19 protein-coding genes are annotated in these 23,058 nt (G+C 73.6%); 7 read left to right on the top strand and 12 right to left on the bottom strand.

All coding sequences use genetic code 11. From position 1 onward, the window contains the following. The first annotated feature begins 133 nt into the window (after positions 1 to 133). Both ABT041_RS32395 and lanKC read left to right on the top strand, forming a co-directional pair. Positions 134 to 1,384, top strand: a complete 1,251-nt coding sequence (locus ABT041_RS32395; RefSeq protein ID WP_351191205.1) for a DUF2254 family protein — start codon at positions 134 to 136, stop codon at positions 1,382 to 1,384. Between the two features lie 480 nt (positions 1,385 to 1,864). Continuing rightward, the gene (gene lanKC, locus ABT041_RS32390; protein ID WP_351191203.1) at positions 1,865 to 4,471 is read left to right on the top strand and encodes a class III lanthionine synthetase LanKC; all 2,607 of its coding nucleotides are present in this window, start codon (positions 1,865 to 1,867) and stop codon (positions 4,469 to 4,471) included. A 407-nt stretch (positions 4,472 to 4,878) separates the two neighbouring features. Here the strand turns inward: lanKC and ABT041_RS32385 are convergent, their stop codons facing one another. Beyond that, positions 4,879 to 5,844: an SDR family NAD(P)-dependent oxidoreductase gene (locus ABT041_RS32385; protein WP_351191201.1), complete on the bottom strand. Its 966-nt coding sequence runs from the start codon at positions 5,842 to 5,844 to the stop codon at positions 4,879 to 4,881. A 264-nt stretch (positions 5,845 to 6,108) separates the two neighbouring features. Between ABT041_RS32385 and ABT041_RS32380 the strand changes: the two genes are divergently transcribed. Further along, on the top strand, positions 6,109 to 6,438 hold the full coding sequence (locus tag ABT041_RS32380; protein WP_351191199.1) for a hypothetical protein: 330 nt from the start codon (positions 6,109 to 6,111) through the stop codon (positions 6,436 to 6,438). Positions 6,439 to 6,927: 489 nt separating this feature from the next. Here ABT041_RS32380 and ABT041_RS32375 read toward each other — a convergent pair whose 3' ends face one another. The 3 genes from ABT041_RS32375 to ABT041_RS32365 form a co-directional block, all read right to left on the bottom strand. Continuing rightward, the gene (locus tag ABT041_RS32375; protein ID WP_351191197.1) at positions 6,928 to 7,416 is read right to left on the bottom strand and encodes a MarR family winged helix-turn-helix transcriptional regulator; all 489 of its coding nucleotides are present in this window, start codon (positions 7,414 to 7,416) and stop codon (positions 6,928 to 6,930) included. 220 nt (positions 7,417 to 7,636) lie between these two features. Beyond that, positions 7,637 to 8,296: an SDR family NAD(P)-dependent oxidoreductase gene (locus ABT041_RS32370; protein ID WP_351191195.1), complete on the bottom strand. Its 660-nt coding sequence runs from the start codon at positions 8,294 to 8,296 to the stop codon at positions 7,637 to 7,639. After that, the gene (locus tag ABT041_RS32365; protein ID WP_351191193.1) at positions 8,293 to 8,889 is read right to left on the bottom strand and encodes a DUF4383 domain-containing protein; all 597 of its coding nucleotides are present in this window, start codon (positions 8,887 to 8,889) and stop codon (positions 8,293 to 8,295) included. Before ABT041_RS32365 ends, ABT041_RS32370 begins: the two co-directional genes overlap by 4 nt. Before the next feature lie 357 nt (positions 8,890 to 9,246). On the opposite strand from ABT041_RS32365, the gene ABT041_RS32360 reads away from it, so the two are divergent. Both ABT041_RS32360 and ABT041_RS32355 read left to right on the top strand, forming a co-directional pair. Beyond that, a complete protein-coding gene (locus ABT041_RS32360; RefSeq protein ID WP_351191191.1) occupies positions 9,247 to 9,684 on the top strand; it encodes an SRPBCC family protein in 438 nt (145 codons plus the stop codon). 61 nt (positions 9,685 to 9,745) lie between these two features. After that, positions 9,746 to 10,813 (top strand): MerR family transcriptional regulator, encoded by a 1,068-nt coding sequence (locus ABT041_RS32355; RefSeq protein WP_351191189.1) that lies wholly within the window; start codon positions 9,746 to 9,748, stop codon positions 10,811 to 10,813. Between the two features lie 17 nt (positions 10,814 to 10,830). On the opposite strand, the gene ABT041_RS32350 is transcribed toward ABT041_RS32355, so the two are convergent. The 6 genes from ABT041_RS32350 to ABT041_RS32325 form a co-directional block, all read right to left on the bottom strand. Further along, complete coding sequence (locus ABT041_RS32350) at positions 10,831 to 11,655, bottom strand: DUF1295 domain-containing protein (RefSeq protein ID WP_351191186.1); 825 nt, start codon at positions 11,653 to 11,655, stop codon at positions 10,831 to 10,833. Then, a complete protein-coding gene (locus ABT041_RS32345) occupies positions 11,652 to 13,001 on the bottom strand; it encodes a class I SAM-dependent methyltransferase (protein WP_351191184.1) in 1,350 nt (449 codons plus the stop codon). Before ABT041_RS32345 ends, ABT041_RS32350 begins: the two co-directional genes overlap by 4 nt. Continuing rightward, positions 12,998 to 13,753, bottom strand: a complete 756-nt coding sequence (locus ABT041_RS32340; protein ID WP_351191182.1) for a DUF1365 domain-containing protein — start codon at positions 13,751 to 13,753, stop codon at positions 12,998 to 13,000. The genes ABT041_RS32345 and ABT041_RS32340 overlap by 4 nt, the downstream gene beginning before the upstream one ends. Then, on the bottom strand, positions 13,750 to 15,006 hold the full coding sequence (locus ABT041_RS32335; protein WP_351191180.1) for an NAD(P)/FAD-dependent oxidoreductase: 1,257 nt from the start codon (positions 15,004 to 15,006) through the stop codon (positions 13,750 to 13,752). Before ABT041_RS32335 ends, ABT041_RS32340 begins: the two co-directional genes overlap by 4 nt. A 227-nt stretch (positions 15,007 to 15,233) precedes the next feature. Further along, positions 15,234 to 15,860: a sigma-70 family RNA polymerase sigma factor gene (locus ABT041_RS32330; RefSeq protein WP_351191178.1), complete on the bottom strand. Its 627-nt coding sequence runs from the start codon at positions 15,858 to 15,860 to the stop codon at positions 15,234 to 15,236. Between the two features lie 428 nt (positions 15,861 to 16,288). Next, the gene (locus ABT041_RS32325; protein WP_351191176.1) at positions 16,289 to 17,863 is read right to left on the bottom strand and encodes a molybdopterin-dependent oxidoreductase; all 1,575 of its coding nucleotides are present in this window, start codon (positions 17,861 to 17,863) and stop codon (positions 16,289 to 16,291) included. 363 nt (positions 17,864 to 18,226) lie between these two features. On the opposite strand from ABT041_RS32325, the gene sigK reads away from it, so the two are divergent. Continuing rightward, positions 18,227 to 18,751, top strand: coding sequence for an ECF RNA polymerase sigma factor SigK (sigK, locus tag ABT041_RS32320; protein WP_351191301.1), 525 nt, complete (start codon positions 18,227 to 18,229; stop codon positions 18,749 to 18,751). Next, complete coding sequence (locus ABT041_RS32315; RefSeq protein ID WP_351191174.1) at positions 18,748 to 19,503, top strand: anti-sigma factor; 756 nt, start codon at positions 18,748 to 18,750, stop codon at positions 19,501 to 19,503. Before sigK ends, ABT041_RS32315 begins: the two co-directional genes overlap by 4 nt. 135 nt (positions 19,504 to 19,638) lie before the next feature. On the opposite strand, the gene ABT041_RS32310 is transcribed toward ABT041_RS32315, so the two are convergent. Next, a complete protein-coding gene (locus ABT041_RS32310) occupies positions 19,639 to 21,711 on the bottom strand; it encodes an MMPL family transporter (protein WP_351191172.1) in 2,073 nt (690 codons plus the stop codon). Positions 21,712 to 21,908: 197 nt separating this feature from the next. Then, positions 21,909 to 22,835 carry an SDR family oxidoreductase gene (locus tag ABT041_RS32305; RefSeq protein ID WP_351191170.1) on the bottom strand — a complete coding sequence of 309 codons (927 nt, stop codon included), beginning with the start codon at positions 22,833 to 22,835 and terminating at the stop codon, positions 21,909 to 21,911. Positions 22,836 to 23,058 lie beyond the last annotated feature (223 nt).

The raw sequence follows: 23,058 nt of genomic DNA, 5'->3' as shown, positions 1-23,058 counted from the left end.
GCCCCGACCAGGACTTCCGGCCCCGCTTCCACGCCGGTGAGCCTCACGGCCTCACGGCATGTCGCCTTGCGCCGGCCCGTCCGAGGTCCGAGCGTTTCCTCGCCGCGACCGTGCACCTGATCGGAGAACGCCCTTGGACGCCCCGCCGACGATGCTGTTCGGTCCTGATCGCTCGGCCGAGCGCGTGGTCCGGCCACGACGCGCGCTGCGGGCGGGGTCCGCTCAAGTGGTCGCGGCGGCCGTGGGGCTCGCGCTGGGACTGGTCCTGCCCGGGATCGACGGCGGCTACCAGGTGTCGGCGCTGCGGGCCGTCGACGTCCTGAAGGTCATCGGCGTCGGGGTGCTGAGCGTCACGACGCTGGTCTTCTCCCTGCTGTTCCTGGTCGTGCAGTGGGCGGCCGGGAACTTCAGCCATCGGCTCGTCCTGTTCCGGACCGACCCCGTGGTGTGGCGGGTCTTCGCGCTCGTGGTGGGACTCCTGGTGTTCTCGGCCACGGCGACGCTGGCCGTCGGCTCGCGCCGCACCGTGTCCGTGGCCGTGCCCACGTCGGCCCTGCTGCTCACCGGAGTGGCCCTGGTCCTGGTCCGGCGACTGCAGTTGAACGCCCTGCGCTCCATCCAGCTCGCCCACGTCCTCAACGACGTGCGCGAGCGGGGGCGGAAGGTCCTGCTGGCCCTCTACCCGCCGCCGGAACACGCCGGCGACGCCGGACCCGACGCCGGTGGGACGCGCCGGCTGCCGGAGGTCACGTCGACCGTGGTGTGGGCCGACGACACCGTCCTGGTGTCGCAGGTGGACCTGCTCCGGCTGGTACGGGCGGCGACGCGGACCGACGCCGTGGTGGTCCTGAAGGTCCGGGTGGGAACCACCCTCCATCCGGGGGACGTGGTGGCCGAGGTCCGCGGCGGCCGTGTCCCCGACGCCGAGGTGCTGCGGGCGGTGGTCGGAGAGGTCGAGCGCACGTTCCATCAGGATCCGACCTTCGCCTTCCGGCTCCTGTCCGACATCGGGCTGCGCGCGCTCTCCCCCGCGATCAACGACCCCGCGACCGCCGTGCAGGTCCTGGACTCCGTGGAGGGGCTCCTCCGGCTGATCGCGTCGGCGGACCTGGGCGACCGGTCGATCGCCGACGACGGGGGCGCCGTCCGGGTGGTGATGCGCCTGCCGTCATGGGAGGACTTCCTGCGGGTCGGTCTCGACGACCTGTGCCGTGCCGCGTCGGACGCGCCGATGGTGCTCTCCCACGCGGGAGCGCTGCTCGGCCGGCTGCGCACGAGGGCGCAGCCGGGACGCCGTCCCTCCCTGGACGAGCGACGTGCCTGGGTGGAGCAGGAGTTGGCGGCCCGGCACCCCGCGTTCCTGCGCGGTGCCGCCGAGCACTGACCTTCCGTGGCGTACGAGGGCGAGGGAGAGGGTCACGAGGAGGTTCGAGCAGCGCAGGACGAGGTCGCGGTGGGCGGGATCGGCGGCGAGGATTCCGGAGCGTACGTCGAAGGTCGTCCCGCTCGCGGCCGGCCGTTCACGGGCCGGTAGCGAGTACCCGTCGGGGCGGGGGATCACCGCCCGCTCCTCGTCGGTGACGATCAACGGGATGTTCGGGCGACGCGCCTTGGCCACCTGCCCTTCGAGGTTCTCGTACGGGGCACCAACCCCCGTGTCCAAGAGCGGGCGCGGCCCACGAGCACGCACGGACACGGCCGGTGAGGCTGTCCGGGTGACGGAGCCGGGGCGGCCCCGCGGCCGAGCCCGGGGGGGGACGGCTGATACCGCTCGCGTACCGCCGCCGAACTGCCTCCGTACCTGCCGGTCCTGGCGTCTGCCGCGCGAGACGGTGGTGGCCCACCCCCCGTACAAGGAGATCCCGTGCTCGAAGGCTTCGGCGAGGCGGTCGCGGACCGTGAGTACTACGTGCCGCTGCCCAGCGTGGCCGACCCCGGGCCGCGCTTCGCTCCCCGCGAGGTGCCGCCGGGCCTGCGCGGGTCCGCCCAGGGCATGTGGACGGTCTGGGGCGGTCCGCGGGCCGGGCTCGCCGGGCAGGGCTGGAAGATCCACGTGTCGGCGCGGCTCGACCGGGCACAGCACGTGCTCGACACGGTCGCCGGGATCTGCTTCTCCGAAGGCGTGCCGTTCAAGCACCTGAGCGCCCGGCTCTTCTTCCTGTTCCTTCATCACAAGCACGCCGCACGGGCCCAGTCGGGCAAGTTCTGCGCGGTCTACCCACCGGACACGGCGACCGCGCGCCGACTCCTCGAACGCCTGCGTGACGCGCTCGACGGGGAGGAGGGGCCGTACGTCCTCACCGACCGGCGCTTCCGCGACTCTCGGACGGTCCACTACCGGTACGGCTCCTTCGACGGCGCCCGCAGCCGGCTGCGGGCCGACGGCACCCGGGAGGGACTGGTCCGCGACGGCTCCGGCCGCGAGGTCGTGGACCCGCGGCTGCCCGCCTTCCACCTGCCCTCGGGGATCACGGACCCCTTCGTCGAGCGGGAGGAGGAGCCGCACGCCGGCCCGATCCTGATCCGCGACTACGAGGTGACCCGCGCGGTGCGTCTGAGCAACGCCGGCGGCGCCTATCGGGCCCGCGACCGGAGGACCGGCCGCGCCGTCTTCCTCAAGGAGGCGCGCGCCCACAACGGCCTGGTCTTCGACGGGACCGACGCGCGGCAGCGGCTGCGGCACGAGTACGACGTGCTGCGCGCGCTGCACACGGCCGCCCCCGGGGTGGGCCCGGAGCCGCTGGACCACTTCACGGAGTGGGAGCACGACTTCCTCGTCACCGAGTACGTCGCGGGGCAGCCGTTGGTGGGCTGGCTGAGCCGGTCCTCCCCGCTGGCCCGCGCCGACCGCACGGCGGGGTCCGTCGCCGCGTACTACGCGGCGTGCCGGCGTCTCCTTGCCGCGCTGGACGCCTCGCTGGAGCGGCTGCACGCCGCCGGCTACCGGTTCGGTGACCTCAGCCTGGGCAATGTCCTGGTCACGCCGTCGGGCGGGGTCCGACTCGTGGACTTCGAGGCGGCCTCGGCGCTGTCCGCGGCCCCGTCCGGGATCGGCACTCCGGGGTTCACACCGCCGCCCGGACTGCGGGGGACCGGCACCGATCCGCTGCTGCAGGACCGGTACGGCACGTCGGCGGTCGCGCTCGCCTTCCTGGCGCCGTTCAACGAGGTCGCCGAGCACGCGCCGGCCAACCTCGCCCTGCTGCGCCGCGATCTGGCGGAGGTGGCTCCACCGCAGGACCTGTGGCGGCGGGCGACGGCCTTCCACCTGACGGCGGACCGGGCGCAGGACCGGAACGGTCCCGACCGCCCGCCCTCCCCCGCCGAGCTGGACGCCGATCCGCGCGGCTGCCTCACCCGGCTCGCCGAGAAGGTGGCAACGGGTCTCCTCGAGATGGCTGACGCCGGCCGGCCGGACTGGGCCTTCCCGCCCTCGCCCGAGGCGTTCCGGACGAACAACGTGTGCCTGGCCTACGGCACCGCCGGGGTGGTGCACGCCCTGCACACGGCCGGTGCCGGGGTGCCGGAGGACATCCGCGAACGGCTGCGCCGCGACACGCTGGCGGTGCGCGACGCGCTGCCGCCCGGACTGCTCGTCGGCTCCGCCGGCGTCGCCCGGGTGCTGGCCGGCCTCGGCCGGCTGGACGAGGCCGTCGACCTGCTCAGGGACGCCGACCGGCACCCGCTCACCGCCTCCTGCGGCACTCTGGCCGGCGGACGGGCCGGTGTCGGCCTGGGCTGGCTCGCCCTGCACCGGCTGACCGGGGAGGACGCCCACCTGGAGCGGGCCGCCGCGGCGGGGGAAGGCTTGCTGCGCACCCCCGACGTGCAGGCCACTCTCGGCGAGCACGACGCCCGCGGCCTCCTGCACGGCCGCTCGGGGCTCGCCCTCTTCCTCCACCGGCTGGCCCGCGCCTCGGGCGAGGCGCGCTTCCTGGAGGCGGGCCGTCTGCTGCTCCACCAGGAGCTGGACCGGACGTTTCCGCTGGACGACGGCGCCCTGTCCCTCTCCGACGACGCGCGGCTCACCCGCGCCATGCCGTACCTGGCCACCGGCGCGGCCGGTCTCGCGGCGGTGCTCACCCGGTACGTGGCCACCGCGCCGGACGAGCGCTGCGCCGCGGCACTGCCACGGCTGGTCGCCGGCATCCGGGTCTCCCGCGCCACGAAGGAGGCGGGCCTGTACCGGGGGCTGGCCGGACTGACCTGGTTCCTGACCGGACACGCCGAGCTCACCGGCACGGACGCCGCCCGCGAGGACGCCGTACGCGCCGCGACCGGGCTGCTGAAGTACGCCGTCCCGTACCGGCGCGGTGTCCGCTTCCTCGGAGCGGGTTCACAGCGCTTCACCGCCGACCTGTCGAGCGGCGGGGCCGGTGTCCTGCTGACCCTGCACCGCCTCCTGACCGGCCCGCTCCTGACGGAGCGCCACCACGCGGCGGCCGCCTGCGCCGCCGTACGGGCCCCATGAACCCCTCGGCGTGCCGAGGTATGCAGTGACCGACCGACACAACCCCGACAGGAAAGAGGAGATCACCCATGAGCCAGATCCTCGCGCTCCAGACCCTGGACACCGAGCAGGAGACCGACGCCTTCGCTCCCTGCTTCAGCGTCGCCTGGAGCATCAGCGACATCTTCCCCGACCCGATGTAAGAGCCCGGCACCCCGCCCAGGGCCCCGGAGTACTGGCGGGCGGCGCCCACCCAGTCGGTGGAGGACTTCTCGTCTCCTGCTGTCGCGGCCTCCACGGCCACCTGGTCCTTGATCGTCCTCACAAACGTTCATGGTCACGGTGGCCGTTCCCGTGCCCGCCCCGCCGACCTGTACGAACGCATGTGACTGAACGCCACGGTTCACCAACCTGAGCGCGCTTGCTGGTCAGCGCGCCCGGGGCTGTCCGGGGAGGGTGCCGAGGTCGATGCCGGTCAGGTCACAGCTGGCTTCCCACAACCGCGCCGCTACGGAGGTGTCGGTGAGGTGGTTCCACGCCCGTTCACGTCGGGGCTTGCCGCGCAGGCTGAAGACGCGCGGTCCCCACAGCTGCCCTCCGCGCACGGTGGGGTCCAGCACCGCTCGGACCGCGGGCCATGCGCCGGCGTGCTTGCCCTGGACAAGGAGGGCGGCTGGTGCACCGCACAGCCGCGCACCAGCGGTCCGCACATGGACGGGCGGCCGTGACGGGGTCAGGGAGTCCAGCGCGCCGCCGGGATGGACCACCACGCTTGCCACCGTGCTGTGGACGGCGCGCAGACGGCGGTCGAGTTCGAGGCCGAAGTACATCTGCGCAAGCTTGGAGCGTCCGTAGGCGTGTTTGGGCCGGTAGTCCTTGAGGGACTGCAGGTCGTCGAGGTCGAGCCGCTCGGACTTCGCCGCGAAGCTGCCCATGGTCACGATGCGGGCCGCAGGTGCGGCCGACAGCAGCGGCATCAGCCAGCGGGTCAGCGCGAAGTGCCCGAGGTGGTTCGTGCCGAACATGAGCTCGTGACCGTCCCCGGTCTCCCGGCGCCGCGGGGCGTCGAGCGCGACGCCGGCGTTGTGGACCACCGCGTCGAGGTGTTCCACATCCAGTGCTTCCACCGCTTTTCTGAGCGACGAGAGGTCGGCGAGGTCCAGCCGTACGGCCCGCACCCGCGCGCCAGGGACACGCGAGCGGATCGAGGCCGTGGCGACTTCGGCCTTCGCGGGATTCCGGCTGCCCAGTACGACAGTGGCTCCGGTTGCGGACAACTGCTCGGCTACGAAGTACCCGATGCCGGCGTTGCCGCCGGTGACCAGGAAGACGCTGCCATCGGCACACGGCGGCCGTTGAACATCCCAGGGCGGGGTGGAGGACGTGGACGACATGACGGCGGGGCTCCCCTGCTGTTGAAGGCGGCTGCGGCTGCCCGGCAGGACAGCTCGACACCCACGGTTCCAGCGGCCCCCGACACATCGCCCACAGATCGCCGACAGCCTCGCCGGACAGCCGACAGCCTGCCGACGCGGCGATCGTCATGCCAGGGCTCGCTCAGGTGGGCGGCAGGCCGTCGGCCGGAACGACGCGAGCTGTCTCCCGGTGCCACAATGGGGCGAAGGGGTCTCGTTGGCGGGCGCTTCCGGGAGGCGATCATGGGCCGCGAGTACCAGTTTCATTGCGAGTACGCCGGCTGCTCGGTCACTGCGGACCTGCGGACGGGCGGGACGCGGGAGCTGGAGCTCCTCGTGGACGGGAAGCAGGTGGCCGCCGTCAGCGTCCATGGCCGTCGCGCCCAGACCACGGTGATGACCACGGTTCTGCCCACCGACCCGCCTCGCGACATCGAGGTCGAGGTGGCGCTTCCGGGCGCTTTCGGCGGCGATCCGGCAAGCACCCTGCTCGCGGGCGGCGAACGCAGGCCCATGCCCGCCCGGGAGGTTCCCCGGCGGACGCGGCCGGCGGAGGCGACCTGGTACTCCTGACCAGCTTCGTGTACTCGACGCGGAGTGCATACGTGTCCGCCGGAGACGCACGTCGCGAGGAACGGGCGTGGTGCGGATCCTGACCGGTGGCGCTGGCGTCGGCACGCACCTCGTGCACCACCCGTAGGTCGGCCAGGTCCATATGACGGGCAGCACGGCGACGCACGACGCGATCGTCTTCGGCACGGGCGAGGAGGGGGCGGCCCGGCCTGCGTACTGCCCCTGCAGCGACGGCCGCGTGGAGGGTGCCGTCGCACCCGCGCGCCATCGCGCGACCGGGCCCGTCAACCGACGAAGCGATCACCGAACTCCGTTATGGGACAGTGGCGTTGAATGCCTGGACGGGTGTCGGTCATCTGACAACGACCGCCACGCGGGGCGGCGAGTGCGGCGCCGGTCGGACCCACCCCCAAGTCGTCAGATCTGATGGCCCGGCACCGCCGAACGAGGCGTCCGGTCTCATCGCGGTTCTACGGATTCCCCGCCGCCTCACGTCTGCTTTTCGTGTGCGGCAGCCAGCTCGGCGTTGAGTGCGCGGAGGAAGTCCGCGATCGTGCTGAGTTGGTCCGGGGTGAAGTGGCTGCGCGCGGTCTCGGTGGCTCGTGCGAGAGGCCTGAAGTATTCGCGGGCCAGTGCTCGGGCGTCAGGGTTGTAGACGAGGTGCACGACTCTGCGGTCCGTGGTGTCCCGCACGCGGCTGACGTGTCCCGATCGCTGGAGCCGGTCGAGGCAGGCGGTGATCGCCCCGGAGGTGAGGCCGAGCTCTTCGCGCAGATGCGTGGGGGTCACGGGACCGTCGGCGGCTGCCGAGGAATCCATGATCATGGCGAGCGCGTGGATGTCCGTGGTGTGCAGTCCCTGCTGATGGGCGAAGTCCAGGGTGGCCCGGTTCAGCTCGCGGTTCAGCGCGCGCAGCAGGACGGCGTACGCGAACAGGTCGCTGCCCGGGTCGGGGGTGTCCGGTGAACGTGACGGCATACCTCGATTCTAATGTCACTCAATTATGGAGAAAGTTCATGGTTGAGATATCTCGACTCGCCTGCCCCGATTCGACCGTTCCCACCAAAGACCAGACTGCCTTCCTCCCCCAGGACGCCGACGTCGCCCGAGCGGCTGCTGCCCCGCCAGGGCGAAGCGGCCCGCCGCGGCCGGCGCCGACAGTCCTACGCCTGAGCGGCGCCCGTAACCCCGGGGACGGTCAGTGCGGGCTCCCCGGGGCGTCGGTGAGGGGCGCGAGCAGATGCCGTTCGACCGCCGCCACCGGGTCGGCGCCGGGTGGGAGCCCGGGCGGCTCCCCCGTCACCGCCCGGGCGGTGAACCCGCCCTCCAGGTGGGGCATGCGCACGTCGACGACCCTGACGCCCCGGGCCCGCTGTTCCCTGCCGACCACGCCCAGCCAGGTGGCGAGTGCCGTCTTGGCGGCCGCGTAGTCGGCCATGCCCTGCGGGGGCGCGTCGACGACCGAGCCGGTGACGACGCCGATCGCTCCTCCGGCCTCCAGCAGGAGCAGGGCGCCCCGGACCACGGCCATGGGCGCCAGGGCGTTCACGGTCATGAGGTGCTCGGCGGCGGCCTCGTCGACGCTCTCGGCCCGCCCGAAGCCCGCCACTCCGACGGCCACGACGACGCGGTCCAGGCGTCCGAGGGCACGGGCCGCCCACGGTGCGAGCGCCGCGCAGCCGTCGAGGTCGTAGGCGTCGAAGACGCGGCGGGGGCAGTCGCCCGGCAGCCGCGACCGGTCGGCCAGCCGCTCCGCGTTCCTGCCGGCCAGCGCCACCGAGGCGCCCTGACGGTGCAACGCCCGCGCGGCGAGGCCTCCGACCATCCCCGTCGCTCCCACGACCAGGACCGCGTTCACGACGGGGGCCCTTCGGAAACCGCCGGACCGGCCGTTCCGGGAAGCGTCGGGGGCACGGTGCGCGGGGCCCCGGGCGGGAGCGGGAGGGACGCTGTGGCGAGGCGGCGGCGTGCGAGCGACTCCGCGGCGGCCTCGCGCGGGTGTCGCCTGCGCCAGTAGGGGTTGTCGTGCGACAGCTTGCTGGACACCCGACCGTACATGCCGAACGTCAGGATCAACAGCCCCATGAGGAAGCTGAACATCACGTTGGTCATGCCGAAGTCGAGGAAGTTGGCGGGCCGGTCGAGCACGAACAGGTGGTAGAAGCCGCTGAGCAGGAACGAGCCGCCCACGACCATGTTCACGGTGGAGGCGATGTTCCCGCCCGCGACCGCACCGGCCAGGAGGGCCAGTCCCGTCAGCACCGAGATCCAGCTCAGTGCGGTGTTGGTGGTCATCCCGGCGATCCGCTCGCCGGAGGTGTCGAAGGGGCTGAGCGCGTCGGCGAAGCCGAGGCAGCCGAACACGAGCAGGACACAACCGCAGAGGGCGGCGCCCCAGCGGTACACGGTGGCGAGGTGGTGGTCCACAGGAAGTTCGTCTTTGAGTCGCACAGTTGCTCCCCTGTCCGTCCATCGTTGCGTCCGTTGCGCGAGGCCACCGCCGCACGGGTCGGGCTCCGCGCGAACGGACACGTACCGAGGCACTTTTTGAGGTACTTCAATGCCTTTTGCTTGTCGCGAGCGCGTCTGGATGCGCCTCACCGTCCGGCAGGGAGCCGTTCACCCGTCCGCCCCCGTCGGGGGCCGCTTCGCATCCGCGGACCGGTGGGCGGGAGAAGACCCGGTCGCCGACGTTCTCCTGGCGAGCGCGGCCTGCGCGTCGGGTGCATCCGGTCCGGCCGCCGGGCCGGAAGCTCCGGATGACCGGGGCCGGCGCGCGCACCGGTACGACACGGAGGAGGCCGTACGGTGATCAGTGTGGAGCGGGTGCTCGTGGTGCGGCGGCCCCTGGCGGAGGTCGTGGCCTACCTGGAGGACTTCGCCCGTGCCGAGGAATGGGACCCCGGCACCGTACGCTGCTTGCGGCTCGACGACGGGCCCGTGCGGCAGGGCGCCCGGTGGCGGAACACGTCACGGTTCCGGGGCCGTACGACCGAGCTGCGGTACGAACTCGTCGTCCGGGATCCCGCCCGGCTGGTGTTCCGCGGCGAGAACAAGACCGTGACGGCGCTGGACGACCTGCGGTTCGCCGAGGAAGGGACGGCGACACGCCTGACGTACCGTGCGTCGCTCACCTTCAAGGGCTTCGCGCGGCTGGCCGCGCCGTTCCTGCGCGGGGAATTCGAGCAGCTGGCCGACGGCGTGGCCGACCGCCTTCCGCGGGCGGTCGCGGCGTGGCACTCCTGACCATGCGTCCCCGGTCCGAACGCACCTGCTCGCATCGTTTCCGCACCGTACGGTGGTGACCATGTACGACAGCGATCACGGCATCACCACGGGTGCCGTGGCCCGACGTCTCGGCGTCTCCCCGACCACCGTGCGGTCCTGGGACCGGCGGTACGGGATCGGCCCCGCCGTCCGCGGGGACGGACGCCACCGGCGGTGGAGCCCCGCGGACGTGGCGATGCTGGAGGAGATGTGCCGTCTCACGGCGTCCGGGGTCCCGCCCGCCGAGGCGGCGCGGGCCGCGCGACGGGTGCGCTCCTCGCCCGACGCGCCCGCCGTGAGCGTCGCCGTTCCGGCCCCGGAAGCCGCCACCGCGCCCGTCGAGGAAGCCGCGCCGGAGCCTGCGCCACCCGCCCGGCGGCCGGTGACCGGCAGCGGCCTGCCGCTCGGGGACGTCCGGCAGGAGTGCCGCGGGCTGGCCCGTGCCGCCGTGCGGCTCGACGCGCCCGCCATGGAAGAGCTGCTCCGGGCGGCGCTGGCGGAGTACGGCCTCGTCACCTCCTGGGAGGAGATCATGGCGCCGACGCTGCATGCGGTGGGCAAGAAGTGGGAGTCGTCGGACGACCGCTACGTCGAGGTGGAGCACCTGCTTTCCTGGCACATCTCCACGACGCTGCGGCGGACCGCCGTCTCCGGACCCGCGGCCACCTCGCAGGCTCCGCCGGTCCTGCTGGCGTGCGTCCCTTCGGAACAGCACACGCTGCCCCTGGAGGCGCTCGCCGCAGGCCTGGCCGAGCGCGGACTCCCTACCAGGATGTTCGGCGCGGCCGTGCCCGCCGAGGCCCTCGACGCAGCGGTGCGGCGGTCAGGGCCCGCCGCCGTCGTCCTGTGGTCCCAGGCCCGGTCCACCGCCAACCACGCCCTGGCTCAGCATGTCGCGCGGACGGCGTTCGGGGTGCGGGGCGCGCGCACCGCACCCCTGGTCCTCCTCGCGGGCCCGGGCTGGCTCGGCCGGACGCTCGCGCCCGGCACGGTGCGTCCCGCCGGCCTGCGCGAGGCGCTCGCCGTGATCTCCCGGCTGTACGGGGAGGGCGCGGGCGTCGAGGAACGGGCCGGGCAGGAGGAGGAGGCCGTCGGGGCAGGGGGCTGACCCCGGCCCGGTACGCCTCAGGGACGCGGCGCGTCCGAGGTCCGTCGCCGGGGCGGCCAGGGTACGAAGCCACTCGTCCGGGCGCCGTATTCCGCGTACCCCGGCCGGTCCCGCATGTGGGCCTCCAGAAGCCGTTTGCCGCTGCCCCAGACGAGGAGGCCGCTCATCACGAGCGGGGAGATCACGGTCAGCAGGGCGGCCTGCCAGGTGGCGCAGGCCATCAGGTAAAGGCCCCACCACACGAGGAAGTCACCGAAGTAGTTCGGGTGCCGGGTCCAGCTCCACAGTCCCCGGTCCATGACGCGTCCCCGGTTCGCCGGGTCCGCCTTGAAGCGGGCGAGCTGGTGATCCCCCACCGCCTCACAGCCGAGGCCGGCCGCCCAGACGGCGAGCCCGAGGTACGCGGTCGCCCCTGGCGGCTGGGGCAGCAGGACCGCGAACTGGACGGGCAGGGAGACGAGCCAGACGAGGGCGCCCTGGAGCAGGTACACCTTCCACAAGGCGTAGAGGGTGGGGTTGCCGCGGGCGCGGGCGAGCATCCGCGCGTACCGGGGGTCCTCGCCGTGGCCCCGTCCGCGGCGGGCGATGTGGACGGCGAGCCGCAGTCCCCAGACGACGGTGGCGAGCGCGACGACGGTCCGCCGGACGTCGTCGCCGTGCCCGTCCGCCAGGAACCAGGACACCATCGCGACGCCCGCGAAGGCGAGCCCCCAGGCGACGTCGACGATCCGGTGCAGCCGTCGAGCGGTGCCGACGGCGAAGGCCACCAGCATGACGGCGAGCGCGGTGGCCGCCGAGGCGGCCAGGACGGAACCGAGCGCCGCGGTGTCGAGGGCGCTCACGAGGCCTCCCCGTACCGGTGCCCCGGGGAGGAGGACGTGCCCGTGTCGTCGGCGGTGAGCCGGAGCTGGCGGACGTCGAGGTAGTGAGCGCGGAACCCGGCCTCGGACCAGGCGAGGTAGAACTCCCACATGCGCCGGAAGACGCGGTCGAAACCGAGAGCCGCGACGGCGGCTTCCTCGTGGCGGAAGCGGGCGCGCCACTGGTGGAGGGTCTCGGCGTAGTGGTCGCCGAACCCGGTGTCGTGGGTGATGCGCAGTCCGGCGGCGGCGGACTCGCGGGCGACGGCCTCCGGTGAGGGGATGAGGCCGCCGGGGAAGACGTACTTGCTGATCCAGGTGTGGGTGCGGGCAGTGGCGAGCATCCGTTCGTGCGGCATCGTGATGGCCTGCAGCGCGACGCGGCCGCCGGGGGCGAGCAGGCGGCGGAGCGCGGTGAAGTAGTCGGGCCAGAACTCGGCGCCGACGGCCTCGATCATCTCGACGCTCACGACGGCGTCGTAACGGCCGCGGACGTCGCGGTAGTCGAGGAGTTCGACGGTGACTCGGTCGGCGACGCGGGCCCGGGCGGCGCGGTCGCGCGCGAGGGCGAGCTGTTCCTCGGAGAGGGTGACGGTGCGGACGCGGGCACCGCGGGCCGCGGCCCGGATCGCGAGTTCGCCCCAACCGGTGCCGATCTCCAGGAGCTCGGTGCCCGGGCCCGTCTCCGCCAGGTCGAGGAGGCGGTCGATCTTGCGGTGCTGGGCGGCGGTGAAGGCCGCGGCGGAGAGGACGTCGGGGGTGTCGGGGAGGGGGTCGAAGACGGCCGACGAGTAGCTGAGTCCGGGGTCGAGGAAGAGCGCGAAGAGCTCGTTGGAGAGGTCGTAGTGACGGCGGATGTTCTCGCGGGACCCGTTGGGGGTGTTGAGGTCGGCGCGCGGCCTGCGACGGACCCAGGCTCCCCTGAACCGGTGCAGCGGGGCGGGGACGAGGTCGTCGACGTGGCGGGCGAGGACGGTGAGGACGCCGACCAGGTCGTCGGCCTCCCACTCGCCGGCCATGTACGACTCCCCGAAGCCGATCAGCCCGTCGGCGGCGATCCGTCGGTGGAAGGCCTCGGGATCGTGGAGGGTGAGCGTCGGTACGGCGCTGTCGTCGCCGTTCCGCGGCGCCGAGACGGTGGTGCGGCCGTCCGTCTCTATCCGTAGGGGCAGCCGGTTGAACGCGCGTCCGACGAGGAGTCGGGCCACGGCGGTGCGGACGGCGGAGGCGTGCGGCGCCCGGGCGACGTCCGGCCAGCGGTCGGGGTCGACCTCGACGCGGCCGCCGTGAACGTCGTGGGTGGCGGGCGATGGGGACGAGAGGGTCACGGGGTGCCTTCCTGCGGCGTGGGGGTGGTGCGGGGCCGGACGCGCAGGCCCTTGAGGTAGAGGTGGACGCCGTGGCGGCGGATGCCGAGGGAGACGGAGGCGGTCGACCACGGGTGGCGGAGCGTCGCCGCCAGGAGGGTGCGGGGCCCGGCGGGCCGCCGGGTGCCGCGGACGGTGGCGGTCAGGGGGCGGGTGCCGTCGGTGTGGCGGAGCTGGACGGTCAGGTCAAGGCGGTCGCCGGGGAGCGGCAGCCGCATCCGGTAGGTGCCGGCGACGTCGAGGAACGGCGAGACGTAGAAGTCCTTGGCCGTTTCGGCGCGGCCTTCGGCGTCGGGGTGCAGCAGGTACGTGTGCCGTCCGCCGTAGGTGTTGTGCACCTCGGCGACGACGCAGACGGGACGGTCGGCACGGTCGTGGCACCAGTAGAGGGTGAGCGGGTTGAAGACGTGCCCCAGCACGCGCGCGTGGGCGAGCATCAGGACCCGGCCATCCGCGTCGTGCACGCCGTGCGCGGCCAGGCGGGCGTCGAGCCCGGCCCGGAGGGTGGGGGCGTCGCCGTCGAAGTGGTCGGCCGGGTCGAAGCGGGCGAGCGGCCGGAGCGGACGCGGCAGGACGGGCAGGTCGTCGAGGTCGACCAGCCACATGTACGTGCGGTGCCGGAGCACGTACCGGAGCGGGGTGACGCGGGTGTGCGCGATCTCCGTCTCGTACAGGGCCGGGACCGGGGGCGGTTTCGGGGCGGCGGTCGTCACGTCCTGGCTCCCAGGTGACGGGCGGCCTCGGCACCCGAGCGGCAGCCGTCCTCGTGGAAACCCCAGCCGTGGTAGGCGCCGGCGTAGGTGGTGACGGCGGTGCGGAGGGTGGGCAGGAGGCGCTGGGCGGCCACCGACTCCGGCGTGTAGTCGGGGTGTTCGTACGTCATGCGGGCCAGGACGGTCGAGGGGTCGACACGGTCACCGGGGTTGAGGGTGACGACATGCGGCTCGCCGGTGCGGAGCCGCTGGAGGCGGTTCATGTCGTAGCTGACCTGGACGGAGCCCGGGCGGGCGGTGCAGGACGGCAGGAGGTAGTTCCAGGAGGCGCGGGCGTGGGGCGATCGCGGCAGCAGGCTCGTGTCGCGGTGCAGGACGGTCGGGTTGTGGGAGTAGGTGAACGCGCCCAGGACACGCCGTTCCTGCTCGGTGGGGTCGGCGAGCAGGCGCAGGGCCTGGTCGGGGTGGACCGCGAGCACGACGGCGGCGTGTTCAGCCGACTCGCCGTCCTCGGTGACGACCGTGGCGCGGTCGGCCCCCCGGACCACGGCGCGCACCGCGGTGGCGGTCCGTACGGAGGCGATCGACTTGGCGATGCGTTCGACGTAGGTCGCGGATCCGCCGGTGACGGTCTTCCACTGCGGGGATCCGGTCACGGAGAGGAGTCCGTGATGGTCGAGGAAGCGGAAGAGGTACACGGCGGGGTACCGCAGGGCCGTGTCGGGGGCGCAGGACCAGACGGCCGAGACGAGCGGGACCGCGAAGTGGCTGACGAAGTGGGCGGAGAAGCGGTGGGCGTGGAGGAAGTCGCCGAAGGTGAGCGTCATGTCGTCGTCGGCGAGCAGGCCACGGGCGGCACGGTGGAACCTGGGGACGTCGGCGAGCGTCAGCAGGTGCCTGCCCCGGCGGACGTTGCCACCGCCGAGCAAACCGCGGACGCCGCGCGCGCCCGCGTACTCCAGTCCGCATCCGTCGCAGCGCACGGACATGCTCATCTCGGCGTCCTGGGTGGCGACGCCCAACTCGCGGAAGAGGCGCAGGAGGTGGGGGTAGGTGCGCTCGTTGTGGACGATGAATCCGGTGTCGACGTGGAGCGTGCCGCCCTCAGCGGTGGGCAGTTCGTGGGTGTGCGCGTGGCCGCCGAGCCGGTCGTCCGACTCGTACAGCACCACGTCGTGCGCGCGGGACAGATAGTGGGCGGCGGTGAGACCCGCCACCCCCGCCCCCACCACGGCGACGCTGCGTGCGTTCATCGTTTCCCATCCCCTTGTGCGACGCCCTCGTACAGGGCGACGGCGTGTCGTGTGCTGTGCTCGGTCGGCCTGCCGTGTGACCATTCGGAACCGTCGGCCGGCCGGATGGGTCGGATCCCGAACGGATCCCGAACGGATTCGGGACCGGATCGACGGCGGTATCGACGACCGGATCGACCGGGCCCTCGGGCGGCCGCTCCGGGGGCCGGCCAGCCGTGGCGGGTGGGTCAGCAGCCGGCGTCGGCCCCGGTCGGTTCGAGGTTGTGCCGCATGCGCTGGAGGCCGCGCCGGGCGTGGCTCTTGACCGTGCCGAGCGGCATGCCGGTGCGGGCGGCGATCTGGGTCTGGGTCAGGTCCGCGAAGTAGGAGAGTTCCAGGACGTCCCGCTGGACGTGGGGCAGCCGGGACAGCTCCTCGGAGAGGACCAGCCGGTCGAGGACCCGCTCGGGTTCCTCGTGCGCCCGGCTCTCGTGCTCCAGGGACGCGCCGAGGCTTGCCGCGAGTTCGGTCCGCCGGGTACGGGCGGTCAGGGCGTCGGCGACCTTGCGCCGGGTGATGCCGGTGAGCCAGGCCGGCAGACTGCCCCGTTCGGGACGGAAGTTGGCCCGGCCGCGCCAGGCGGCGACGAACACCTGCTGGGTGATGTCCTCCGCCTCGCGGGGGTCACCCAGGGCGCGGGCCGCGAGGGTGTGGACCAGGCGACCCCAGCGCTGGTAGGCGACGGTCAGGCACTGCTCGTCGCCGCCGACCAGGCCCCGAGCGATCCGGTCGTCGGCGGCGGCAGCGGCGTCCGTGGCGGTGTCCGCCGTGGACGAGGCGGCGGCAAGGGCTCCGGTCGGCCGGTGTGCGGTCATGGCGCTTCCTCCTCCGGGTGGTGGCGCGGGGGTCCACCGGGTGTGCCGTCGCTTCGCGAGCGGCGACTCCGGGACCTCGACGACCCCGTGCCCCTCACGTTCCGCCTGGCACCCTCCCGCCCACAACTCGCATCGTTTTCGCATCGAAACAGACCCACGTATCGATGCACCTCGCGTCCGGTGAGCCGCCAGGGTTCGTGTACCGGTGCGCCGTCGAGGCGACCCTGCTCCGGCACCCAGCGGCGGTCCCGCGACGTCGCCGTCCACCAGCAGGCCGAGGAACTGACGCGCCCACGCCAATCGATGCAGAGCGTCTTCGACCGGACGGAGGCCGTGACCGGCCTGCCTCGATGGGGGGGACGACGGCCCGCGCGGACGACGGTACGGGGCCGGGGCCACAGGCGCAGGGGCCAGGCAAGCCCGGCCCCCTACGCGACGGTGACGAAGACGCTGTGGTGGCCGCTCGCGCCGTCGGGGACGGTCCTGGTGCGCTGTTCCGTCTGGACCTGTCCGGTGCCGTCGGTGGCGCGGACGGTGAGCGTGTGTCCGCCGGGCGTGGCCCGCCACTGGTACGACCACTGGCGCCAGGTGTCGATCGTGTCCTGCGCGGCGAGATCGGCGTCCCGCCAAGGCCCGTCGTCAACGCGGACCTCGACCCGGACGATGCCGCGGCGCTGGGCCCATGCCACGCCGGCGACCACGACCGTGCCGGCGGGGGTGCGGGCGAAGGGTCTGGGGGTGTCGATGCGGGACTGGGTCTTGACGGGCGCCCTGCGGGCCCACGTGCGCTGCACCCAGTACGGGTCATAGGCGTCGAACGTCGTGAGCTCGATGGACTCGATCCACTTGCAGGCCGACACGTAGCCGTAGAGGCCCGGCACGAGCATGCGGACCGGGAAGCCGTGGGTGAAGGGCAGCGGCTCGCCGTTCATGCCGACAGCGAGCATCGCGTCCCGGCCGTCCATCAGGTCCTCCACGGGGCAGCCGAACGTCATCCCGTCCACGGAGCGGGCGACCAGCTGGTCGGCGAGGCCGCCCCTGGACGGCGGCTCGACCCCGCAGTCGGCCAGCAGGCCGCGCAGGGGGACGCCCAGCCAGCGGGCGGTGCCGATGTACGGGCCGCCCACCTCGTTCGACACGCAGGTCAGGGTGATGTCCCGCTCGATCAGCGGACGGGCGAGCAAATCGCCGAGCGTGAACGTCCGCGGCCGGGTCACTCCCCTGCCGTGGACGCGCACCCGCCAGGTGTCCGCGTCGACCTTCGGTACGACGAGGGCGGTGTCGACCCGGTAGAAGTCCCGGTTCGGCGTGGCGAACGCGCTGATCCCCGGCACCGCGAGCTGGGCGCCCCGTGGCGGCGCGGGGGCCGGGGACGCGGGCGGGGGCAGGACGAGTCCGGCGCGGGAGGCCTCGGCGCCCCGCCCCTGGCGAGCGGCCACCCAACGACCCAGGGCGCCCGCACCGGTCGCGGCGACGGCGACGACAGCGGTGGCGGCCAGGAAGCCACGCCGATCGCCGCGTGCGCGGGCCTCCGCGCCCGAGGTGTCCGATTCCGCCGGGATCCGGTCCGTCGTGGCGGCCAGCGCCACCGCGCCCACCGCCGCGCCCGCCAGGGAGGGCAGGGCGTCACCGATTCCGGCCGAGTCGGGTCTGCTCAGCGCGGCGGCGGCGCCCACGATCCCGAACGCCAGGACGCCGAGCGCGCCCGCACGCCGGTACCGCAGCGCGACTGTCCCCAGGCCCGCCGCGAAGAGGGCGAGCAGGAGGAGGATGCCGAACCGGAGGACGGTCTTGTCGTCCTCCCCGAAGGTGCGGATCGCGAAGTCCTTCACCGGCGCCGGGGTCAGGTCGACGACGGCACCGCCGACGACCGTCACGGGTCCGGTGGCGGGGCGTACCAGGGCCGCGACCAGTTCGGCGACCGCCAGGGCCGTGTAGCCGGCCGCCAGGCCGGCGAGCGCACCCCGCACGACGGGGACGAGGGTGTTCCGGAAGCTGCTCACATACGGTCCTTCGGAAGCGACCGCCCGGCGGATGGGTCTGACCACCCGGACCGGAGCCGCCACAGAGGAGGACGCATGGCCACCGACACCGCGACGACATCGTGACCTTCCGGGCCCATCCGCGAGGGCGTCCGCGCCGAAACACACCGGGGAGCTGTCCGCAGGCTCTCCGCCGGCCTGCCGAAAGGGCGGACACCGGCCCGCCGAACCGTGAAGGAACAGCATGCGATGGCTCCCCACTCCGAGGACGACCGCCCGAGGCGGCGGCTCCGTCCGGTCCCGACGTCCGGAGCCGGGCAGGTGACCCGGCCGCTCCCCTCCGGTGGCTCCGGCCCCGACGCGCGGGGCGACCTGGCCGAAGTGATGAGGGAGGTCGCCCGGGGCGACAAGCAGGCGTTCTCCACGCTCTACGACGCCCTCGCCCCGCTGGTCTTCGGTGTCGCCCTCCGTGTGGTGCGCGACCGGGCCCAGTCCGAGGAGGTCACGCAGGAGGTCATGATCGAGCTGTGGCGCCAGGCCGCCCGCTACGAGCCGACGGCCGGAAGCGTGACGACCTGGGCGGCGACGATCGCCCACAGGCGGGCCGTCGACCGCGTACGGTCGGCCCAGGCCGCCTCCGACCGGGAGCACGCCCTGGCGGCACGGGAGCACACCACCGCCTTCGACGAGGTCGCCGAGCAGGCTGAGACCCGGCTGGAGAGCGAGCGGGTACGCCGTTGCCTGCGCGGCCTGACCGAACTCCAGCGCGAGGCCGTGACCCTCGCCTACTACCAGGGCCTGACCTATCGTGAGGTCGCCCAGAGCCTGCAGACCCCGCTTCCCACCATCAAGACACGCATGCGCGACGGACTGATCCGCCTCCGCGACTGCATGGGGGTGACCTCGTGACCCAACAGCACCACTCCGACCTCCACACCCTCACGGCCGCCTATGCGCTGCACGCTCTCGACGCCGTCGAACGGGACGCGTTCGTCGCCCACCTCGAGCACTGCGAGGACTGCCGCAGGGAGGTGAGCGGGTTCGAGGCGACCGCCGCGCGGCTCGCGGCCGCCCTCGGCCAGACGCCTCCGGAGGCCCTCAAGCGCCGGACGCTCGCCGCCGTCGAGGGCGTGCGCCAACTGCCGCCCCGCGTGCCCGCCGCCGGCGCGGCGGCGGGCCTGGCCCGGGTGGTGAGGCGCAGGGCGGTCCCGCTCGCGCTCGCCGCGAGCCTGGTCGCCGCCGTCTCGTTCGCCGGCCTCGCCGCCTGGCAGCACCAGGAGAACGAGGACGCGCGCCGGCAGGCCCGGCAGGCCGAAGAACGGCTGGTGGCCGTGAGCGGGGTGCTGGCCGCACCCGACGCACGGACGGTTCACGGGCGGACCACCAACGGCGCGGTGACCACGGTCGTGTCGTCGGACCGGCAGAACCGGGCCGTGTTCACGGCCACCGGGCTTCCGGTCCCGGCGGAGGGCCACACGTACCAGCTGTGGCTCGACCACGAGGGCACCATGCGGCCCGCCGGGCTCATCCACGCCGACGGCACCGTCCTCCTCGAGGGCGACCCGTCCGACGCGACGGGGGTGGGGCTCACCCTCGAACCGGCGGGTGGTTCGGCGCAGCCCACAACCCAGCCCCTGCTCCTGCTGCCCCTCCCGGCCTGACCCCTCCCGTCGGGCCGGTGTCCGGGCTGCCGCCCCGAGGACGGACGACATGACGCCCCCCGGTCCGGTCAAGCCGAGGGGGAGCGCCGGCTCCCCTGGCGGTCGGAAGCCGCCGGGGGGGGCAGGGACGGCGGGTCAGGGACGGTGGCGGAGGGCGCCCGGCCACCAGACGGCGGGCCCGATGTCCCGGACCAGCGCCGGGACCAGGAGCGACCGGACCACGAGGGTGTCGAGCAGGACGCCGAAGGCCACGATGAAGGCGATCTGGACGAGGAAGGCCAGCGGGATCACGCCGAGGGCCGCGAAGGTGGCGGCGAGGACGACGCCCGCCGAGGTGATGACCCCGCCCGTGGCCACCAGCCCGCGGCGCAGGCCCTCACGGGTGCCGTGCAGCTCCGTCTCCTCGCGGACCCGCGACATGAGGAAGATGTTGTAGTCGACCCCGAGGGCGACCAGGAACACGAAGCCGTACAGGGGCACGGCGGAGTCGGTCCCGGTGAAGCCGAAGACGTGCTCGAAGACGAGGGCGGAGACGCCCAGGGTGGCGAGGAAGTTGAGCGCGACGGTGGCGACCAGGAGCAGGGGCAGCAGCAGCGAGCGCAGCAGGCCGACCAGAATGGCCAGGATGATGGCGAGCACGACGGGGACGATGAGGCTCCTGTCCCGCTCGGCCGTGACCTGGGTGTCGTACTTCTGGGCGGTGGATCCGCCGACGAGGGCGTCGGCTCCGGGGACGGCGTGGAGGGTTCTGCGCAGGGCGACGACGGTATCCCTGGCGGCGTCGCTGTCCGCGGCGTCCGCAAGGGTGACGTCGATCCGGACGCGGCCGTCGGCGAGCGGCCGGCCGGAGCCGGGGGCGGCGGAGACCATCGCGGAGTCGACCCCCTCGACGGCCGCCGCGGCCGTCCGTACCTTCTCCGCGGCGTCGGCGTCGGCGATGACGACGGCGGGGTTGCCCGCGCCGCCTGGGAAGTGCTCGCTCAGGCGCTCCTGGGCAGCGACGGAAGGGGCGTCCTTGACGAAGATCTCGTCGAACGGGACGCCCTTGGAGTCGAGCGAGAAGGAAAAGGCCGCGCAGGCGACGAGAGCGGCCAGGGAGCCTGCCCAGACCTTGCGGGGGGCGCGGTCGACGAGCCGGGCGACCTTGCGCCAGACGGGGTGGTCCGCCTCGTCGTCGGCAGTGGCCTTGGGGCGGGCGGGCCAGTACGCGGCACGGCCGAGCAGCACCAGGACGGCGGGGAGGAAGGTCACCGAGCTCAGCACGGCGCAGACGATGCCGATGGCGCCGACGGGGCCGAGCGCCCGGTTGTTGGTGAGGTCGCTGAACAGCAGGGCGAGCAGGGCGAGCGCGACCGTGGCGGCGCTGGCGACGATCGGGCCGAGGGACTGCCGGAGCGCGGCGCGCATGGCCGGAACGCGGTCGCCGTCGCGTGCGCCGAGCTCCTCCCGGTAGCGGGCGGCGAGCAGCAGGGCGTAGTCGGTGGCCGCGCCGATGACCAGGATGGACAGGATGCCCTGGACCTGCCCGTCGACCCGTACGACGGCGTGGTCGGCGAGCACGTACACGACGGCGCAGGCCAGGCCGAGGGCGAAGACGGCTCCGAGGATGATCAGCAGCGGCAGCAGGACGCTGCGGTAGACCAGGAGAAGGATCACCAGGACCGTCACCAACGCGACGACCAGCAGAAGGCCGTCGATGCCGGAGAACGCGCCGCCGAGGTCTGCCCGGGTCGCGGCGGGACCCGCGAGCCACACCTCTGTCCCCGGTACGGCGGAGACGGCCGCCTCGACCTCGTCCAGGACCACGGGGAGTTCCTCGCCGAGGTCGGGACGGAGTTGGACGATGCCGCGAAGGGCCTCGCCGTCCTCGGAGGGGAAGGCCGGCGACGGTGCTCCGACCACGCCCTCGGCGTCCTTCAGGGAGGCCAGGGCGCGGCTCGCGCTCTCCTGCGCGCCCGGGTCGACGCGCCCGCCGCCGTCCGCGGTCCAGACGACCAGCGCGGGCAAGGTCTCCTCCTGACGGAACGCCTCCTGCGCCTTGAGGACCCGGGTCGACTCGGCGCTGCGGGGCAGGAAGGCGGCCTGGTCGTTGGTGGCGACCTCGCTGAGCTTGCCGGCGTACGGGCCGAGCCCTCCTCCGACGGCGAGCCAGACGACGAGCACCAGCAGCGGCAGCAGTCTGCTCGCCCCGCGCGCGAGTGTGGACATGGAGCACTCCCCCAGGGATGTCTCGACAATCAACTATCTCAACGATCGAGTTATATTCTCACGGAGCCACCGGGTTCCCGGCGCCACCCCTCGTGAAGCGGTACGGACTGCCCCCACCGTCCCTTCCCCTGATCGGCACGCCACGGATGCGGATCGGCTGCGAAGGGGACGGCGACGGGGGGACTTGGCAGCGCCGTTCAGGGAGCCAGGTGCCCGCGGCCGGGGCGGGGCGCTCCCCGGGCCGCGGAGCGATCGATCAGCTTCTCCTCGATGAGGCCGCCCGTGCCCAGCAGACCGGTCTGCTCGAAGGAGTGCTCTCTCTGGAGCCGGGGAAGCTCGCGGCGGGAGAGCAGGTCCACCGCGACGGGGAAGAACGGCCGCCCGGCCTGGGCGAGCAGGAGCCACGGCGGGGCGTAGACCGAGGCGCGGCGCCGCTCGATCCCCCGCACCAGCCAGGACGCGACCCGGTCCACCGGGTACACGCGGCGGGCGGGGGCGGGCATGTGCCCGCGCAGTTCGCGCAGGACCGCGTGGCGGTCGACGTCACGGACCATGTCGGTGTCGGTCCAGTGCAGGTACGCCACGCCCACGCCGACGCGCAGGTGTGCCACCTCGGCCCGCAGGGAGCGGGCGAAGGCTTCGGCGCCCGCCTTGGACGCGCAGTACGCGCTCATCATCGGGGCCGCGCCGAAGGCGGCGGTGGAGGCGACCTGGAGGAAGTAGCCCCGGGTGGCCCGCAGCCCCGGCAGAAAGGCACGCGCGGTGACCGCGCTGCCGACCAGGTTGACCTCCACGACGCGGCGCCAGGTGGTGGGATCGGAGCTCTCGAAGGGGCCGCCCTCCGCGACGCCCGCGTTGGCGATGACGACCGACGGGGCGCCGAGGGTCCGCGTCACCTCCTCGGCGGCCCCGTCCATCGCCGCGTCGTCGGTGACGTCGACCTCCACGACGTGGCTGTCGGTGCCAAGCGTCACGGCGACGGCGGCGAGCGTGGCGTGCTCCCGCCCCAGCAGGGCCACGCGCATGCCGCGTGCGGCCACCAGCCGCGCCAGTTCGGCGCCGAGCCCGCGGGCGGCGCCGGTGACGACCGCGACACGGCCTCCGGGTTCCGGGGAACGGGGCATGAGGGCCTCCGATGAGGAGATGGTGTGACGGGGCCGACGCCTCGCCGCCTGCCGGTGAACTTCTCGGCGCGCGGGTGCTCCGGATGCGGGCGGCGGTCACCTCGCGGACGCGTCGCCCGTTTCGGGTCGCATCCGGCCGAGGCTCCCGGGGCGAACTCCGAGAACAGCGCACGGCAACCGCGCGACCGAGCGGGCCGGCGCCCTGCGAGGCATGAGGACGGGC

This window comes from Streptomyces sp. NPDC002825 (assembly GCF_040295385.1).
Lineage (GTDB): Bacteria > Actinomycetota > Actinomycetes > Streptomycetales > Streptomycetaceae > Streptomyces.
This window is presented reverse-complemented; position numbering and strand designations above follow the sequence as displayed.

Bases quoted from the DNA above. Each gene is read 5' to 3' on its own strand.
- ABT041_RS32305 (WP_351191170.1), bottom strand. From the start codon at position 22,835: ATGCCCCGTTCCCCGGAACCCGGAGGCCGTGTCGCGGTCGTCACCGGC.
- ABT041_RS32310 (WP_351191172.1), bottom strand. From the start codon at position 21,711: ATGTCCACACTCGCGCGCGGGGCGAGCAGACTGCTGCCGCTGCTGGTG.
- ABT041_RS32355 (WP_351191189.1), top strand. From the start codon at position 9,746: ATGTACGACAGCGATCACGGCATCACCACGGGTGCCGTGGCCCGACGT.
- ABT041_RS32380 (WP_351191199.1), top strand. From the start codon at position 6,109: ATGGGCCGCGAGTACCAGTTTCATTGCGAGTACGCCGGCTGCTCGGTC.
- ABT041_RS32385 (WP_351191201.1), bottom strand. From the start codon at position 5,844: ATGTCGTCCACGTCCTCCACCCCGCCCTGGGATGTTCAACGGCCGCCG.
- sigK (WP_351191301.1), top strand. From the start codon at position 18,227: ATGAGGGAGGTCGCCCGGGGCGACAAGCAGGCGTTCTCCACGCTCTAC.
- ABT041_RS32330 (WP_351191178.1), bottom strand. From the start codon at position 15,860: ATGACCGCACACCGGCCGACCGGAGCCCTTGCCGCCGCCTCGTCCACG.
- ABT041_RS32335 (WP_351191180.1), bottom strand. From the start codon at position 15,006: ATGAACGCACGCAGCGTCGCCGTGGTGGGGGCGGGGGTGGCGGGTCTC.
- ABT041_RS32375 (WP_351191197.1), bottom strand. From the start codon at position 7,416: ATGCCGTCACGTTCACCGGACACCCCCGACCCGGGCAGCGACCTGTTC.